Annotated in this window: 8 protein-coding genes and 3 pseudogenes; 5 read left to right on the forward strand and 6 right to left on the reverse strand. The window is 44.4% G+C overall.

The features are described from left to right. Positions 1-313 precede the first annotated feature (313 nt). From QUF19_RS20370 to QUF19_RS20385, 5 genes and pseudogenes are all read left to right on the forward strand, one after another. Positions 314-1,531 (forward strand): ParA family protein, encoded by a 1,218-nt coding sequence (locus tag QUF19_RS20370; RefSeq protein ID WP_286302791.1) that lies wholly within the window; start codon positions 314-316, stop codon positions 1,529-1,531. A gap of 5 nt (positions 1,532-1,536) precedes the next feature. After that, positions 1,537-2,511, forward strand: a complete 975-nt coding sequence (locus QUF19_RS20375) for a ParB/RepB/Spo0J family partition protein (RefSeq protein ID WP_286302794.1) — start codon at positions 1,537-1,539, stop codon at positions 2,509-2,511. 110 nt (positions 2,512-2,621) lie between these two features. After that, positions 2,622-2,891 (forward strand): annotated as a pseudogene (locus tag QUF19_RS26500) (tRNA(Met) cytidine acetyltransferase TmcA domain-containing protein); the annotation flags it as partial. Positions 2,892-3,116: 225 nt separating this feature from the next. Beyond that, positions 3,117-4,793 (forward strand): annotated as a pseudogene (locus QUF19_RS20380) (GNAT family N-acetyltransferase); the annotation flags it as partial. A gap of 607 nt (positions 4,794-5,400) precedes the next feature. Next, a complete protein-coding gene (locus QUF19_RS20385) occupies positions 5,401-7,071 on the forward strand; it encodes a flagellar assembly protein A (RefSeq protein WP_286302797.1) in 1,671 nt (556 codons plus the stop codon). 210 nt (positions 7,072-7,281) lie between these two features. Here QUF19_RS20385 and QUF19_RS20390 read toward each other — a convergent pair whose 3' ends face one another. From QUF19_RS20390 to QUF19_RS20415, 6 genes and pseudogenes are all read right to left on the reverse strand, one after another. Beyond that, on the reverse strand, positions 7,282-9,396 hold the full coding sequence (locus QUF19_RS20390) for a type I secretion system permease/ATPase (protein WP_102434504.1): 2,115 nt from the start codon (positions 9,394-9,396) through the stop codon (positions 7,282-7,284). A gap of 17 nt (positions 9,397-9,413) precedes the next feature. Next, complete coding sequence (locus tag QUF19_RS20395) at positions 9,414-11,324, reverse strand: bifunctional diguanylate cyclase/phosphodiesterase (RefSeq protein ID WP_286302800.1); 1,911 nt, start codon at positions 11,322-11,324, stop codon at positions 9,414-9,416. A gap of 5 nt (positions 11,325-11,329) precedes the next feature. Continuing rightward, complete coding sequence (locus QUF19_RS20400; RefSeq protein WP_029223589.1) at positions 11,330-11,998, reverse strand: transglutaminase-like cysteine peptidase; 669 nt, start codon at positions 11,996-11,998, stop codon at positions 11,330-11,332. Positions 11,999-12,057: 59 nt separating this feature from the next. Then, a complete protein-coding gene (locus QUF19_RS20405; RefSeq protein ID WP_229633459.1) occupies positions 12,058-13,449 on the reverse strand; it encodes an HlyD family type I secretion periplasmic adaptor subunit in 1,392 nt (463 codons plus the stop codon). A 112-nt stretch (positions 13,450-13,561) separates the two neighbouring features. Then, on the reverse strand, positions 13,562-14,857 hold the full coding sequence (locus QUF19_RS20410) for a sigma-54-dependent transcriptional regulator (protein WP_286303276.1): 1,296 nt from the start codon (positions 14,855-14,857) through the stop codon (positions 13,562-13,564). A 66-nt stretch (positions 14,858-14,923) separates the two neighbouring features. Beyond that, positions 14,924-16,510, reverse strand: a pseudogene (locus QUF19_RS20415) (ATP-binding protein); the annotation flags it as partial. Between the last annotated feature and the right edge of the window lies 1 nt (position 16,511).

A 16,511-nucleotide genomic window follows, 5' to 3' on the forward strand; every position in this document is an offset into this window, starting at 1 on the left:
TCAATTTCGAATGCAAATCACACGAACCGTAATCTATGCTTGTGTTTCAATCGTTCCGAAGGTTTTTCGCTGAAATTCTATTTACATTGTAAATAAGTGATGCTGTAACATTTTAAATGTAAGGCATAAATAGCACGGTTATACATGACAAAAAAGGTCATTTTTGTGTTCGTATTAGCCGTTGTTTCATCAAACTGTAAAAATACAGTCTATTTTATGTGATTTTACTCATAAATGTATGTTCATGTTTTTGTTGTGTTTGTTGTTAATCGCTGTACAATTTGTACTTAGTTAATCATTACGGAAACTGGCAATGAAAAGAGAACAAACGATTGATAAGCTCTATCAGCTGGCCGAACAAACTCAACAAGTTCAGGCTGACCGAATTGAGATTATTCTGGAAGAGCGAAGTGATGAGCATTTCCCTCCAATGTCTAAAGCTATGATGGAGACACGTTCAGGCTTAACTCGTCGAAAATTGGATGAGGCAATCAACAAGCTTGAAGCGGATGATCATCAGTTTACAAAGAACAACGCCAATCATTACTCGATTTCATTGACCGAAGCTCACATGCTGATGGACGCGGCTGAAGTGCCAAAGTTCCACCAACGTAAGCAGCATGTCGATAACAAACCATGGGTTATCAACGTACAGAACCAAAAGGGTGGTACGGGTAAATCAATGACAGCGGTTCATCTAGCGGCTTGCTTGTCTCTGAATTTAGATAAGCGCTACCGTATCTGCTTGATTGACTTGGATCCACAAGGCTCTTTGCGTCTGTTCTTAAACCCACAAATCAGTGGTGCAGAGCACGACAGCATCTATTCTGCAGTCGATATCATGTTGGACAACGTGCCCGAAGGCCAAGATGTTGATCTTGAATTCCTTCGTAAGAACGTACTATTGCCAACACAATATCCGAATCTAAAGACGATTTCGGCGTTCCCAGAAGATGCGATGTTTAACGCTGAAGCGTGGCAAAGCCTGTCTCAAGATCAGTCACTTGATATCGTTCGTCTTCTTAAAGAGAAGCTTATCGATAAAATCGCCGATGATTTTGATGTGATTATGATCGATACCGGCCCGCACGTTGACCCGCTAGTGTGGAACGCGATGTACGCATCGAATGCACTTCTAATCCCATGTGCAGCAAAGCGTTTGGACTGGGCTTCAACGGTTAACTTCTTCCAACATTTACCAACCGTGTACGAGATGTTCCCTGATGATTGGAAAGGGCTTGAGTTTGTTCGCCTAATGCCAACCATGTTTGAAGACGATAACAAGAAGCAGGTATCAGTATTAACTGAGATGAACTACCTGTTGAATGACCAAGTAATGATGGCAACCATTCCAAGAAGCCGTGCCTTTGAAACTTGTGCAGATACTTACAGCACGGTTTTCGACCTGACGGTAAGCGACTTTGAGGGCGGTAAGAAAACCCTAGCGGTCGCTCAAGACGCGGTACAAAAAAGTGCTCTAGAATTAGAGCGAGTATTACATAGCAACTGGCCTTCACTTAATCAGGGATAACAAAAATGGCAATTAAAACATCTGACTTAAATGCAAAGCTATTTGGTAAAGCAAACAAACGCCGCGTAGCAACACCACAAGAAGCGCAAACGGCAGCAAAAGAACAGGCTCAAGTGATTGAGCTTTCTGTTGCGGGCGAAGAGCTGGTTTCATTTGAATTGGTTCGAATTCCTGCGGCTGATGTTGCGACTCGAACGGTTGTTTTTGAAGACAATGCTCGTGAGCAATCTTTCTTAAACGAACATGCTCTTTCTGATGTTCTGACTACGTTAAAAGAACGCGGCCAGCAATATCCAGCGGTTGGTCGTAAGAATAAAGACGGTAAGATTGAAGTTCTTGATGGTAGCCGTCGTCGTATGTCATGTATTTTAGCGGACAAAGAGTTCCTAATTTACGTAGCGGAAAACATTAACGGCGAACACGCTAAGTTCTTATCAGACGTTGCTAACGCTCATAAACCACTTTCTCTTTATGAGAAGGGCAAAGAGATGCAAGCGAAACTGGATAAAGGCGAAGCTGAAGACCAAAAAGCACTCGCGAAAATGTTCCAGTGCAGTGAAGCTTTAGTGAGTGGCGCATTAAAAGCGGCGGCTTTACCACTTGAATTACTTCAAGCTTACCCAAATGTGAGCGATCTTGGCCGTCCGACGATTGTTAAACTGCACAAACAATTTGGTGGCTTAACGCGTGAACAGCAACAAACATTACTGACCAAGTGTGATGCTTCTGAAGGTTTTGTTTGGCAGCGTAGCGAAGCACAAGGTGTTACGCGTTTAACGAAAGACGTGACCGAAACATTGGAAGGTTGGATTCTTGAATTGGCTCCTGCGCCAGCGAAGAAAGTCTCTCCAAAAGTTGAGCTTATCAAAGGTCGCGCTTCTTATAGCCGAAAAGGTTCAAATCTAGCTTTGAATCTTAAGAAAGTGGATGATGCGACGATGCAAGAAATCTTAAGCTTCGTTCAATCAAAACTCGATTAAGTTTACAAACTATCTTAATCTTACAAGCTATCGAATGACTCTAAAGCCGCTTTATGCGGCTTTTTATTTGGCTGTGATAAACTGTGTTTAGATGAATCTGGACGCTAATTATGACGAACTCTACAAATACTTTTCTATATACTCTTTCCCAAATCGCCGAGCATAATCAGCACCGTTACGGTGTTGTCTTTTCTGGTGATAGTGATTGGCAAGACGCTACGATTCAAAGCTTTCTTAATACCTCTTCAGCACAAACAATTTTCCAGATCGGTGGTTCGCCTTTTCTATCGGTAACGCATGTTCCTGTTAAAAAGGGGCAACAACTCCTAGGTCGAGAATGCCAACTTCTTGTTTGTGATTTTAGAGAGCAGTTTGATGCCAACAGTTTTAGTGCAGCACTGGGTGCGTTAGTCGGTGGCGGCTTGTTGTTGGTTATCCCGCACAAATCAGATGAATCTGAAGAGGGTTTGAATTCTACTTTTGGAAAACGTTGGTTAGCGTCCAACTTTGCCAAACTGTTTTCTGTTTCACAAGACGATGAACAGCTGACACAACTCTATGCTCGTAACCCTTTGCCTGAAGAATTAACCCAACCGAATTGTTTCGATAGATTTGAACAACAAAAGACAGCAATAGAGTTAGTTAAGAAAGTCGTCTCTGGACATCGAAAGCGTCCTTTGATTCTCACTGCAGACAGAGGTCGTGGCAAAAGTTCGACATTAGGTATCGCATCAGCGGAGCTTTTGGTTGAACGCCACGGGCTAAATATCATTGTTACGGCACCTTCTGTTAAAGCGGTTGAGCCGGTATTTACTCACGCAAGCCAACGTCTAGAACCTTGTGAAGTTATCAATGCTACTCACATTTGCCATCAAGGCGGCAGCCTAAGATTTGTCGCACCAGATGAATTACTCCAATCTAAGCCCGATTGCGATTTGTTATTAGTTGATGAAGCGGCTGCCATTCCAATCCCGATGCTTAAATCTTTGGTTGGCAGTTATCACCGTATGGTTTTTTCAACCACGGTTCACGGATACGAAGGAAGTGGGCGAGGGTTTGGAATTAAATTTGAGGCTTGGCTTTCTGAGCGTCGTCCCGGATGGAAAGGCTATAAGCTTGAGCAACCAATCCGTTGGAATAATCACGACCCTCTAGAGCGTTGGTTGTTTGATTGCTTCCTTCTGAGTGGCGAGTTTTTATCGAGTAGTTCTGTTGTTCATAAGGCTGGTGATTTTTCTGACGAGGTGCTCAGCCAACTTAACCTAGTCGAGCTATCTAAAACCGAGTGTCTAGCGAATCCTGAAAAGCTTCAGCAGTGTTTCTCTCTTTTAGTCGACGCTCATTATCAGACATCGCCCAATGACTTAATGCAGTTTCTCAATAACCCAGCAATTCATTTGTATGCGGCTTGGCATCAAGATGAATGTCTTGGTTGTATGTTGGTGACGGAGGAGGGCGGTTTAGATAAAAATCTAATTGCTCAGATCCAAACAGGAAAGCGCAGACCTCAAGGACATCTCGCGCCAGTGTTGTTAGCGAATCAGCTCGGTTCTATTGAAGCGGCAACAAGCCGTTGTATGCGCGTTATGAGAATTGCGGTTTCAATTGATCATCAAGGTTTAGGCTTAGGAAGTTGGATGCTTGATCAGCTATCGATGCAAGTCTCAGATATCGATTATCTGGCGACAAGTTTTGGGGCGACCAGCGAGTTGGTTTCTTTCTGGCGACGTAGCCAATTTGCTCCCGTGCATATTGGGCATCAAAGAGATCAGGCGAGTGGCTGTCATTCTTTGTTGATGGTCAAGCCACTCGGTATTAGTACTAACAATTGGATCGTTCCAGTGCAGTCTCAGTTTGAGCAAGGCTTTTGTTTTCTCGTCTCTGGCTCTTTAACTTCTCTTGAGGTTGATATGGTTCGCGCTCTATTACCAAGCCAGTCACTGTCAGTTAGTGAGTTAGAAAAAAAGTTGCTTTGCAACTATGTAGAAGGCGGAAACAGTTACGACAGTATCGGCTTCATTACGTTGAAACTAATTCTAGCGAGTAACATTCAACTGTCGCGCGAGTCTTCATCGTCATCAACAGAGCAGCCAATTAAGTTTGAACGCCAACATCGTAATACTGATTGTTCGGCTATCTCTGATTTGTTGATTGCTAAAGTGGTGCAACAAAAAGGATGGGGGACTTGTGTTGAACAGTTCAATCTTGTTGGGCGTAAGCAAGCAGAAGTTCAACTTCGACAAGATATCTCGTTCTTGTTGTCCAATTTACAGTGTAAATAGACAGAGATATTTTCTAGATTAATTTACAGTGTAAATCCGAAATGGCGATTTACACTGTAAACTGAGGCCTGTTGCGTGCCTTCTTCTTCTTCTTCTTCTTCGGTCACACCCTTCTAAAATCTTTCCCAAGCTCTTTCGCTTTCCCACAATATTTAAAGCGCTCTAGAAACCCCAAAACTGAAAACTCTAATCCAAGTGTTCTCAGCTTGTTGGTTTGAACGCAGGTCTATTAGATTTAAACTAGCCCGATTGAATCTAATGCCGATCTACTCATTTTGGTTTCATTGATGACTTTCATCATCACTCTGTCGAGTGCCTGTTTGGTGTCTTGATCTCAGGCTTTCATAACGTATAAATTAAACGGCAGTTATGTTCTGTTTCCCATTGTCCGCTTCTAGAGCTCTATTCCAAAATTTCTCTAAAAATTCGCTGATTATGATTGTAAAGGTGAGCCCGCTCATAAAATGCGTGTGTCTTATTTCTGAGTCATGTTTGCACAATCGAAAGTAAGTGATGTGACGCTGATTATTCTAATGTGGTGATTCTAAGCTCAGAACGAATTATATAGACTGAATAACAACTGAGTCATTAGGGATACTCGATTCGAATGTGGGATAACATTGTTACATTGTCAGAAGATAAGCTGCAGGTGGTCGCGCGTTTGCCATCTGGATTTGTGGTCGACGCAAGCTTTGATAACAAGACATTGCCACCAGCCTTGGAAGCTTTGAATGCATCTAACTATTTTCTTTTCGAAGAAGAGGTACTGCGCTTTGTCACTCTGGCTAAAGAAGGTAAGGGTGAAGCTTATGAGGGAATCTTGATTGCTGAAGTTCGCAATGCAAGTGTCGCGGTCGAACTGTCTGATGATGAGATGCTGGCGAGTCTAGTTGTTACTGGCCCGTACAATGGACACCCGCTGCGCGGTAGCGACATCATTCACTGTTTAGCTCAAGCTCACATTACTAAGGGCATTAATAAGTTAGCGCTCAGAAAAGTACTGGTGATGAGTGGCAAGCTCAAACCTGGTGAAAAGTTTACTCAGCCCGTCGCGCAAGGTACACAACCCGTAAAGGGCAAGGACGCGAAGTTTGCCGCCTTGGTTGAAGACATTACTCGTCAAGTATTGAAGCCGCGCAGCAAAGACGCTGGCAAGATTGATATGCGAGATTTGGGTGAAACCATTACCGTCGGTCAAAATGATCACTTGATGAAGCGTACTCCCGCCACTAAAGGCATTGCTGGTTTTACCGTGCAAGGTAGAATCATCCCACCGCTTCCTGGACAAGACAGTTTAATCAAGCCTGGCAAGGGCACCTACATTTCTCCTGACGATCCTAATTTACTTCTCGCTTCATGCCCCGGCTTGCCGATCATTAAAGAACGCAGTATCGAAGTTGATGATGCTTTATGTGTGAGCAACGTTGATGTGTCTACTGGCCACGTTAAATTTAAAGGCAATGTGTTCGTCTCTGGAAACATTGAACCGGGGATGATTGTTAAGGCGACAGGATGCATTACGGTTGGCGGTTTTATTGAATCGGCCGAGGTTCAAGCGCAAGGAGATATCAAAGTAGCGAAAGGAATTATTGGTCACACCACAAAAGAGGGTGAGCCCAAGAGTTGCAAGGTATTCACTAAAGGCTCTATTACTGCCGGCTATGCTCAAAATGCAGAGTTGCAAACGGGGACCGATCTTCGTCTTGGTGTCCACAGCATGGGTAACGAGATTCGATGTGGGCATGACCTTATCGTGATGGACACGATGAAGAAGCATGGCACGCTCAGTGGCGGAGAAGCTAAAGTAGGTGGCAAAGTAGAATGTGTCTTCTTAGGTGTTGAAGGGGATACTGCTACTAAGGTTCACGGTTTTGCGCGTTACGATGGTTACCGACAAAAGATTGCTGAGCTGAAAGAAACCTATAAACAAACTCAAGAAAAGACGATGGATGTGATTCGTCAGGAATTAGAATTTAAAAAGCAGCCCAAGGCTCAAAGAAGTGAAGAACAAGCCTTGTTGATTGAACAGCAAAGAGAAAAGAACAATCTAGCAATCGAGAACACCAAATCGCAGTTGGACATGTTAGAGAGTGAATTTGAAACGCACCTTGCTGAGTGCACGGTAGAGGCCCATGAGAAAGTCTATACTCGAGTCACGATTCAATTTGGTGATGAAACAGTGACGACCAAGCGAACTCATGGCGGCAGTGTTTTCTCGTTCAATCAATATGAGATTCAATGTTCGTTCAAGATGGAACAAGAAGATATTGCTTTGTAGGTTGCCCGTTGAAGTCGGCTTACTATCGATCGCTTATTACAAATAGCTTATTGAAGACCAGCGATGCGAAGGTACGGATAGATACCAATATTTGAAGATAAAAAAAGGGGAGCTGATGCTCCCCTTTCGGTTTTTATAGTTCTAGATGTTTTGGTCTGACGGTTTTGATTTAACCGCTCAGATTTAATAACTTAGCTTCAACGGTTTGTGCTAGCTTGCTGCTCTTACTCGACCTTGTTTGAGATCTGACAGCACTTGCGCTTTCGGACCGTCGGCAATAATGCTGCCTTTCTCCATCACAATCACTCGATCAACAATGTCTAACATCGAAGTCTTGTGCGTGATCAGAATTAAAGTCTCGCTAGGTAACAGTTGGCTAAGCTGATGCTTGATGTGCATTTCAGAACGGTTATCCATGGCACTGGTTGGTTCATCCATCAAGAGTACTGGTGGGCGACCGAGGAAGGCTCTAGCAATCGCGATAGCCTGACGTTGACCACCAGATAGCAATCCACCACCTTCACCGACTTGGCGCTCTAAGCCCGCAGGATCTTGCTGAGTGAAAGCAGTAACGCCTGCGCGGTTAGCGGCATCCATAACATCGCGGTCATCAACCAGTGGACGACCTAATGTGATGTTGTCTCTCACTGAACCGTAGAACAAATTACTGTCTTGCGGTACACAGCCTATATTGCGTCGTACGTCGACATGGTGAAGTTGCTCCATGTCGGTGTCATCAATACGTACATGACCCTCTGTGGGCTTATAGAGACCCATTATCAAGCGTTCTAATGTTGTTTTACCTGAACCAATACGGCCGATAATCGCTACTTTCTCACCCGGTGTAATGGTTAGGCTCAAATCTCTCACTGACGCGACAGGAGAATCAGGGTAATGGAAGGTTACTTTATCCAGTGCAATACGACCTTGAATGATAGGGCGGTGAATATAACGCTTTCCTTCTTCCTGCTCGTCAGGCATCGACATCACTTGTTCGATTAAGGTCATCGAAGATTTCGCCTGATTGTAACGAGTCGAAAGCAATGACAGTTGAACAAGAGGCCCAATCGCACGACCACTCAACATGGTTGCAGCAATCAAGCCACCCATCGTAAGTTCGCCTTCAGCAATCAGATAAACACCAAAAATGATCATACCGACGTTGGTACTTTGCTGAACAAAGCCTGCGGTGTTTTGGATGCTGTCAGTAATGCGGCGACTTTTGATGTTCCAATTCGCCATGTGCGCTACTGCTTCTTCCCAACGGAATTGGAATTGGCTCTGAGCGCTAAAAAGTTTAACGGTTTCTAAACCCGCCAGACTCTCGATTAAGTTTGCGTATTTCTGAGAAGCAAGGCGTGAACCTTCTTCAATGGTTCGACGCAGCGGGCCTTGGATTAATAACGCATAGATGATCAGAACGACAACTCCAACCACAGGAACAAACACCAGATTTCCGGCCATTAACCAAATTAGAGCGAGGAACATCAGAGCGAATGGTAAATCGATTAGCGAGCCAATCGTCGCAGACGTAAAGAATTCACGAATCGATTCGAACTCTTGGAGGTTTTTCGCAAAAGCACCGACCGAAGCCGGTTTTGCTTCCATACGAATGCCGAGAACTTTACTGAATAGCTTGGATGAGATCAGAATGTCTGACTTCTTACCCGCAACATCAATAAAGTAACTTCTCATCAATTTCAAAAGCAGATCGAAAAGGAAGACAACAAAGATCCCGCTCGCCAACACCCATAAGGTTTCAAAGGCGAGGTTGGGTACCACTTTGTCGTACACCAATCGAGTGAACATCGGTGCCGCGATGGCGAAGACATTGATCAAGATGGATGCGATCAGAACGTCTCGGTAGATGTTTTTCGATTCCCAAATGGTGCTCCAGAACCAGTGACCTTGACGTGTTTTTAGAATTTCTGGTGAGCGCTCATCGTAACGAAACTGTTTTTTGACCAAGAAATAGCGGCCAATAAACTGTTCTTTCAATTCCTCAACTGGAATGACGATCGGTACCATCCCGCTTTCCGCGGTGATGATCTCTGCTTCTTGTTTTTCTAAATCGATACTATTAAGAACACATGCCTCGCCCTGCTTGAGAAGTAAAACAGCAGGCAAAATAAGATGAGGAATGCTTTCTAGGTCGGAACGGTTTTCTTTCGCCACTAATCCCGCACGCTCAGCAGAGCGAGGGAATAGGAAAGGGGTGAGCTTTCCATCGGATAGTGGCAGCCCATTGATCAATGCTTCGGGCGAGTTAGCTAACCCGTAATATCGGCTAACGTAGATCAGTGAGTTCAATAGTGGATCTTGCATGCGATATAACCTTACTACTATTTATCAACAATGAAGCCTTGGAACACTTCTACGTAGTTATCAGACAAAATATCAAGCTGAGTCTGAGTTTCAATTCGTGACGCAATGGTCGTCACGCCAAGGTTATGAGCCGTTCTTGAGATCGACGTTAATGTGAATTTCTGTTTTTCATCATCAAGGTTATGAGTAAACAGGTAATCCAGCTTCACATAGCTCGGGCGGTACTCGTTAATGTAATCCAATGATTGGAAGTTACGTCCGTAGTTATCGACACCAAACACCGCGTCTGCGTTGCGAATGGTGTTACACAGCAGCGCGGTGTAATGCGGAACGTTGATGAAACAGTTTTCTGGAATCTCAAAGTGGAGTAGGTGAGCGATTGAGGCATTTTGCTCAAGGGTTTTACCAATCCAACGGATGAAGCTTGGTTGAGAAATACTGCTTGGTGAGATATTGATAGCAACAGGGCTTGTGACTTCTTTCGCATTAAGCTTTTCGATCATCTTCTCGATAACGTATTGGTCGAGAATATGGCTCATTTCAAGCTGCTCTAGTGCGTACAAGTATTGGTTAGCACCGTAACGAACACCGTCTTTCTCAATCGCAGAGAACACCTCTTGGTGATACGTTTTGCCAAAGGCATTGTTTGCAGCCTGAAGACGGAAGGTGATTAGGTCGTTGATGATCGCTTCTTCAACCAACATACGCCATTGTTGTTTACCCATCACAGCGCCATGATCGTCGGCTGTTACGTAGCCATAATTAAGTTCACGGTTCGCTTTGGCACTTGAGAGCGCGTTATCCACCAGCGACATGATTTCGGTACTGGTTTTACGTTTGTTGCTGTATGTCACACCAAGCGCAATGTGTGGGTTCGCCATACCGGTTGGATCTGAACCTAGGTTTTGAATGCAGTTTACAATGCTGCTCGCGACGAGTTTAAGTTCGCTCTCGTCGATGTTTGGCATAATGAAGCCAAACTCGTCACTCGAAATACGAGCGATGGTGATATCTGGCGATGAAATTGACGCTTGTAACTGTTCAGCCAGTTGGTGAACTAAGGCATCGCCTTCTTGATAGCCTTTTTCATCGTACTCTTCACTAATAAACTCGGCTTTTAGTACCGCCAAACCACCCAAACTTGACTCTTCTAACCACTGAGTTAACTGAGACATGTAGTAAGCGCGGTTACCCAGTTGAGATACAGGGTCGATATACGCGCGTTCACGTAGCTTCTGTGCTTCTTTGGCTTGGTTTTTAAACGCCAATTCAACTTGAGTAGACATGTGGTTAATACCATCAACCACTAAGATCAAATCTTTTGTTTTCGGACGAACCAATGGTTCACCAAACTGATTCTTGGCGATCTGATCCATTTTGGTAATGATCAATGAGAGAGGGCGCAGCGCACGTTTAAGGATCCAAGAGATAGAGATCAAACCCAGTAAGAAGATCGATCCAAAGATGGTCAGTAAGCGAGTGAATGCTTGCCAGAGTTGATCATAAGCAGGACCAGGGTGACTCACGATCTCGACTTCTGCCAGTTGCATCCAGCCACTGGTGATCACGCGGCGGTCATGCACGGGTTCAAATAGGTTTAAACTCGTAAACCATTCCGGCACTCCTGTTGATTTCACAGGATAAGAGCGAAGAATATCGTCTCCGGTGTCTAGAAAAATCAACCGAACGACGGAGTAAGAACTGCCATCAAACAGGGCGTTGATAACAGACTCCACTGCCACCTTGTCCTTTTCTTCTAGGTAAGGGGCGAGAGCCAGTCCAACAGTATTAATGGTATTACTTACCTCAGAGCGTTGCTGCTCCTCTAAGTATCCACGGGTGGTATTGAATTCGATCATAAAAACTGACGTCATCAGCAGTATGAACACTGCAACCATCCCGACCACAAGCTGTTTATATAAAGTCATTGTACCTACTCATCGTAATTGATAATGGGTTTGTTTAATTTTAGAGAGCGCTCACGAGAACGTAAGTCGTTCCATAAGCTCAATCTTGAAGATTTCCCTGCTAACTTACCGCTGCCTGCTGCCGACTTGATCAACCAAAGGTTTTTACCATTGAAACTGTAAATTGGTCGTAGGTCGCCGCGCTTGGAACCGCGTTTTATCTCAGGGTTTAAGTTGTCCAAAATTAGTGGCTCTGCACTTGGTTTCGAGTAGTACGCCAATACCATATGGAATTGGTTTAACTCGAGTGCTTTTACGTACACTAATCTTAATTTTTTGTCTGGCACGCCCAGTTCGAGCAAAGAGAAGTATTTCGCGATGGTGAAATCTTCACAGTCACCCGCGTTACTGCCTAAGAACTCCAGTGGCGTTGCCCAGTAATCGTTCTTTCCCCAAAGTATGCTGTCATCGACAAAGTACATTTGGTTGAAGAATTGATTAATGGATTCGAGTTTTTCCCTTTCGCTCAATCCACCATAGGCCGCAATATTTGAGCGCCATGTGGTGACTCGCTTAGCGGCTCTCTCTCCATAAGTTTCAGAGACAGCATCAATCCAACGTTGGTCACTCTTATTGAGTGCCGCAGAGGTAAAAGAGGTGAGGACCAACAGCAAAAGCGAGAGCCGAGACTTCATAGCCTTCGCTCTTGGGGTTGGGTTGCGCATTGAATAGCAGTGTTAAGCATCAAGCGTCCTTACTCTTTTAGTGCATTGTTCTGAGCGCTAAGTATTGGTTTCAACATGTACTCAAGAACGGTTCTCTTACCTGTGATGATATCCACTGAAGCTGTCATACCTGGAATGATCGGCAGCTCTTCGTTTTGTCCAAAATTGTGCTTTTCGGTGCGTACACGCACGATGTAGAAGCTGTTGCCTTCTTCATCTTGAGTGGTATCGGCACTGATGTGCTCTAACACGCCTTCCAGACCACCGTATTTAGTGAAGTCATAGGCGCTGAATTTAACGATGGCAGTCAATTCTGGACGTAGGAAAGCTATGTCTTGCGGGGCGATTTTCGCTTCAACCAATAGAGAGTCTTCTGTCGGTACAATCTCAACAATGTCCATACCCGGTTGGATAACACCACCGACGGTATTAATGCCAAGGGTTTTGACTGTGCCTGTTACCGGAGATACCACGACAGTACGGTTTACTCTGTCTTCAAGCCCGACTGCGGATTCTGTTAATGCAGAGAGTTTGTCTTGTGCTTGGTTAAGCTTTTCTTGCTGCTCTGAGCGGAAGTTCAGCGCAGCATCGATACGACTGAGCATGGATTCTTTAATGGCAGAACGTAGAAGGGGAACTTTGAGCTCACTTGAGGTCATTTCTCGGCGAGTGTCGTTCACTTGTCTTTGCAGCTTGAGTAATTCAATTCTTGGTACCACGCCTTCGTCCGCAAGCGGTTTGGTGATATCCAGTTCTTGGCGAGCAAATTGGTAACTCTGTTTTAGGTTACGAACACGCGCTTTAATCTCAATTAGGTCTTGTTGTTTCTGTTCAACCTGTTGATCAAAAACAGAAAGTTGGTTTTTAAGGTTATTCAGATCTTGACGATATTCGGCTTTCTGGCGATTCACCAGTTTTGGTTGAAGCTCGTAAAATTTTGGAGGGAAGGCCAGTTTACCGTAGTCGAGTAAGACACTTTTTTTCCACTCTGCTACAGAGAAATCTTCGTCGATAACAACACTGGTTAATGAGGCTGAAAGCATTAAGACGTTGGCGGTTAAGTTGGCAACTTGCTGTTCGCGTTCACGGAAGTCGGAACGAAAACGAGTGTCATCGATCAACAGTAGTTGTTGACCTTTTTGAACTCGTTGGCCTTCTCTAACCAATATCTCTTTGACTAAGCCACCCTCAAGGTTTTGAACCACTTGGATTTGAGAGGAAGGGATGACCTTGCCTTGGCCAACGGTGACTTTGTCTATTTCAGCCCAATTCGCCCACGCAATAGCAGCAACAAAAAACAGAATGATTACCCACAACATTATACGCGCGCTGGTTGGCGTATTGAGTAGCAATGCCGCTGTTTTATCATCGACGTACTCAAGTTCGGTATCGTTCAATTTGCTGAAATTTTTCTGACTCATAACAGTCCTTGTGTGCTGAATAAAGGTGCAAGCCTATTGAGTGTATTCTTAGTTCTAAGAAATGTTAAGAATTTGTTCGTTTAAATCTTTGAATTTATATAATTTTTAAGAGTTATCGATTTTTGAAATCCGTCTTATCAAGCTGGTGTTTCCTAAGCTTGTCATACAGCGTTTTTCGAGAGACTTGGAGTTCTTGTTGCACCTCTTTCAATCGTCCTTGATGGCGATGTAACGCCTCGATTAAGATTATTTGTTCAAAGCTATCAGTACGTTGGCTTAATGACTGTTGCTGCTCTTCAGGGCTGATATCAAGCTGGTTTTCGTCGTTTTGCTCATTATCATCACTGTCGAGAGCAGGTTGCTTTACTTGTGTCAGCACTCTGAGCTCAGCGTGTTGGCGAAGCTGTCGAATGTTTTCGCTCCAATGGGTTGCGATCAACCGTTGAATCTCTTTTTCTGTGATAACGGGCGGCGGTAACTGGTATCGACTGGCTGCACCGCGAGCAAAATGCTTGAATAAAGAGCCAATATCTTCCGTTCTTTGCGCCAAGGGTAGTAAATTAAATCGGCGCAGTTCACTTGTAATTGTAGTAGGAACTACTGTAGTTGCGATAATGATACAAGTTGCATTGGTCTTGCATGAGTTTTCACGAAGTAAAGTGGGTTTTAGAGCGGCTAACCATAGCCATTGCTGCGAAGTTAATGCTTCTGTTTCATGGATATAAAGTGTTCCGCCCTGATGTTTTAGGAATAATTGCAGAACAAACTGATCAAACGTAGCTTGGTCATTGCGCGGTAAATTGAATGCGGCGACAGGGCAAAGCTCAGCAGTTTGATGGCTGTGCAAATCGTGCGTGTACTGTGCTGTGATTCTTTTTCCTGTTCCTAAATCCCCAACAAACAACAATAGCGGGTTGGCTTTGGTATCTAAGGTGATTAATTCCCGACGTAGGGTCTGCATCGAAGCAGATTGCCCAATCAGTTTTGGCCCCACCTGATTTTGCATCGCAAGTTCTTTTCTCAGCAGGTTGTTCTCTTCAACTAAGGCCAGTTTGTCTGCTGCCTTTTTTACTGCGGTGAGCAGAGCATCGACAACAAATGGCTTCTCTAAAAAGTCATAAGCGCCAGATTTCATTGCTGATACGGCGGTCTGCACATCACCATGTCCGGTGAGCACAATCACTTGAAAGTGGGGATTATGGCTGAGTAACTGTTGCGTAAATTGAATACCGTCCATCACTGGCATGTGAATATCGGTGATCACAATTCCGGCTTGAGCAATGTTGATCTTCTTCATTGCCTCAATGGCATTGGGAAAGCAGACAATATCGATGCCTTCAATAAGCATGGCTTGTTCTACTGAGTCTCGAATTGCTGGCTCATCGTCAACAAAATAGAGTTTGGGCATAGATTGCAAAAGCGGTGTCCTTAGCATTTACAGTTAAATAAAATGATTCATAACAGGGGATTAGCCCTAATTTCGATAAAGTGGAATATCGAGCGTGAACATCATTCCCGATGGCTGGTGTAGGGTCGCAGTAATGGTGCCGTTATACGCTTCAATAATGCGTTTCGATATCGACAGCCCCAACCCTAAGCCTTCTGGCTTTGTGGTAAAAAATGGGTCGAACAGTTGATTCAGCTTGTCGTCAGCCATTCCTATCCCGTTATCCCAAACCGTGATTTTGCAGGTGTCATTGTGCAATTGCCATTCGATTCCAATCTGCGGGCTCGCTTGTTGTAGATGGTCTTGAAGTGCCTGCTGCTGAAGCGCTTGAGTCGCGTTGTGAATCAGATTCACCAACACTTGTTCGAGCTCGGTTGGGTGAATGGCGATATTGAGATCATCCGGTATGGTACTTAATCGGAGCGTGATGCCTTGCTTGATCATCACTGCGCTCAGAATACTGGTCGAGTTATTGACTGCTTGATGCAGGTTGGCGACGTGATGTTCTTGTTTGGTGACCTTGCGAGTAAACACTTTGAGCCGCGCGATGATGTCGGTAATGGTGCTGTTGAGGCCAATCATTTTCTCAAGGTTGCTTTTAACTAAGTCTGTGCGTTCCATCTCAAGCAGTTTAAGGCTGTTTTCGCTGTAGGTTCTTAGCGCCGCAAGCGGTTGATTGATTTCGTGGTTGATGCTGGCTGACAACTCCCCAAGCACGGCGAGCTTGGCGGTTTGCGTCAGCTCTTGCTCTGTCTGCTTAAGCTTTAGTTGAGATTCTTGATATTGGTAGATGGTCTGCTGAAGTTGGTCGTTAGACTGCTTTAAATAGTGAGTTCGTTTATCAACGGTTTGCTCTAAATTTTGGTTCAATTGGGTTAACGCGACCTTAGCTAAGTAAGTTTGACGCCAAGACCAAGCAATGAGAAGGACTAAGCTGTAAATAACCAGAAAGATGGCATCTATCTGCAAGACTTTACGTAACTCGGCCTTGGTTTCTTTTAAGGCAACCACTTGGTATTGATTATTGCTGGTTGAGGCAGGGTAAAGCTTAAAGCTGCCTAACCTGCTGAGCTGATTAGTCATCAGTTGTGTTTGATTGCTTGTCGACGGGTTGCTGCTGTTGCCATTAATCTCTGATGAAGCTTGAAAGGCGTCAATGATTGATATTTGGCTTTGACCGTATTGGCGGTTGCGAGCAATTTCTTGTTGTTGTGCTTGAGTTAAAGGCAGCAATGATTGGTAAAGCCAATCGTGTTGGCTAGAAAGAAACACCACTTGATTCGAATCGAGTACCACGATCTCAAAGTCATCGCTGGTGAGGATATTTTCAAGATTCTCTAAACTTACTTTAACGGTAATGACCCCCACGATGTTGTCGGAGACATACAGCGGTGAAGATAAAAAGTAGCCCCTGACATTTGAGCGCGCGCCAAGGGCCACATAGTGGGTTTTATCGCCTTCGATAGCCGACGCAAAGTAGGGACGAAACGAGAAGTTTTCACCTACAAAGGTACGCGGTTTTTGGTAGTTGCTTGATGCGACGACTGTGCCACTTTGGTCATGAATGTAGATGGTGTCAGCTTGGCTCTGATTCGACCAATCAAACAGCAACCTA

It is taken from the genome of Vibrio sp. FE10, from assembly GCF_030297155.1.
GTDB classification, from domain to species: domain Bacteria; phylum Pseudomonadota; class Gammaproteobacteria; order Enterobacterales; family Vibrionaceae; genus Vibrio; species Vibrio apostichopi.

Coding starts and splice junctions, on each gene's coding strand:
- QUF19_RS20370 (WP_286302791.1), top strand. CDS start 314: ATGAAAAGAGAACAAACGATTGATAAGCTCTATCAGCTGGCCGAACAA.
- QUF19_RS20375 (WP_286302794.1), top strand. CDS start 1,537: ATGGCAATTAAAACATCTGACTTAAATGCAAAGCTATTTGGTAAAGCA.
- QUF19_RS20385 (WP_286302797.1), top strand. CDS start 5,401: ATGTGGGATAACATTGTTACATTGTCAGAAGATAAGCTGCAGGTGGTC.
- QUF19_RS20390 (WP_102434504.1), bottom strand. CDS start 9,396: ATGCAAGATCCACTATTGAACTCACTGATCTACGTTAGCCGATATTAC.
- QUF19_RS20395 (WP_286302800.1), bottom strand. CDS start 11,324: ATGACTTTATATAAACAGCTTGTGGTCGGGATGGTTGCAGTGTTCATA.
- QUF19_RS20400 (WP_029223589.1), bottom strand. CDS start 11,998: ATGAAGTCTCGGCTCTCGCTTTTGCTGTTGGTCCTCACCTCTTTTACC.
- QUF19_RS20405 (WP_229633459.1), bottom strand. CDS start 13,449: ATGAGTCAGAAAAATTTCAGCAAATTGAACGATACCGAACTTGAGTAC.
- QUF19_RS20410 (WP_286303276.1), bottom strand. CDS start 14,857: ATGCCCAAACTCTATTTTGTTGACGATGAGCCAGCAATTCGAGACTCA.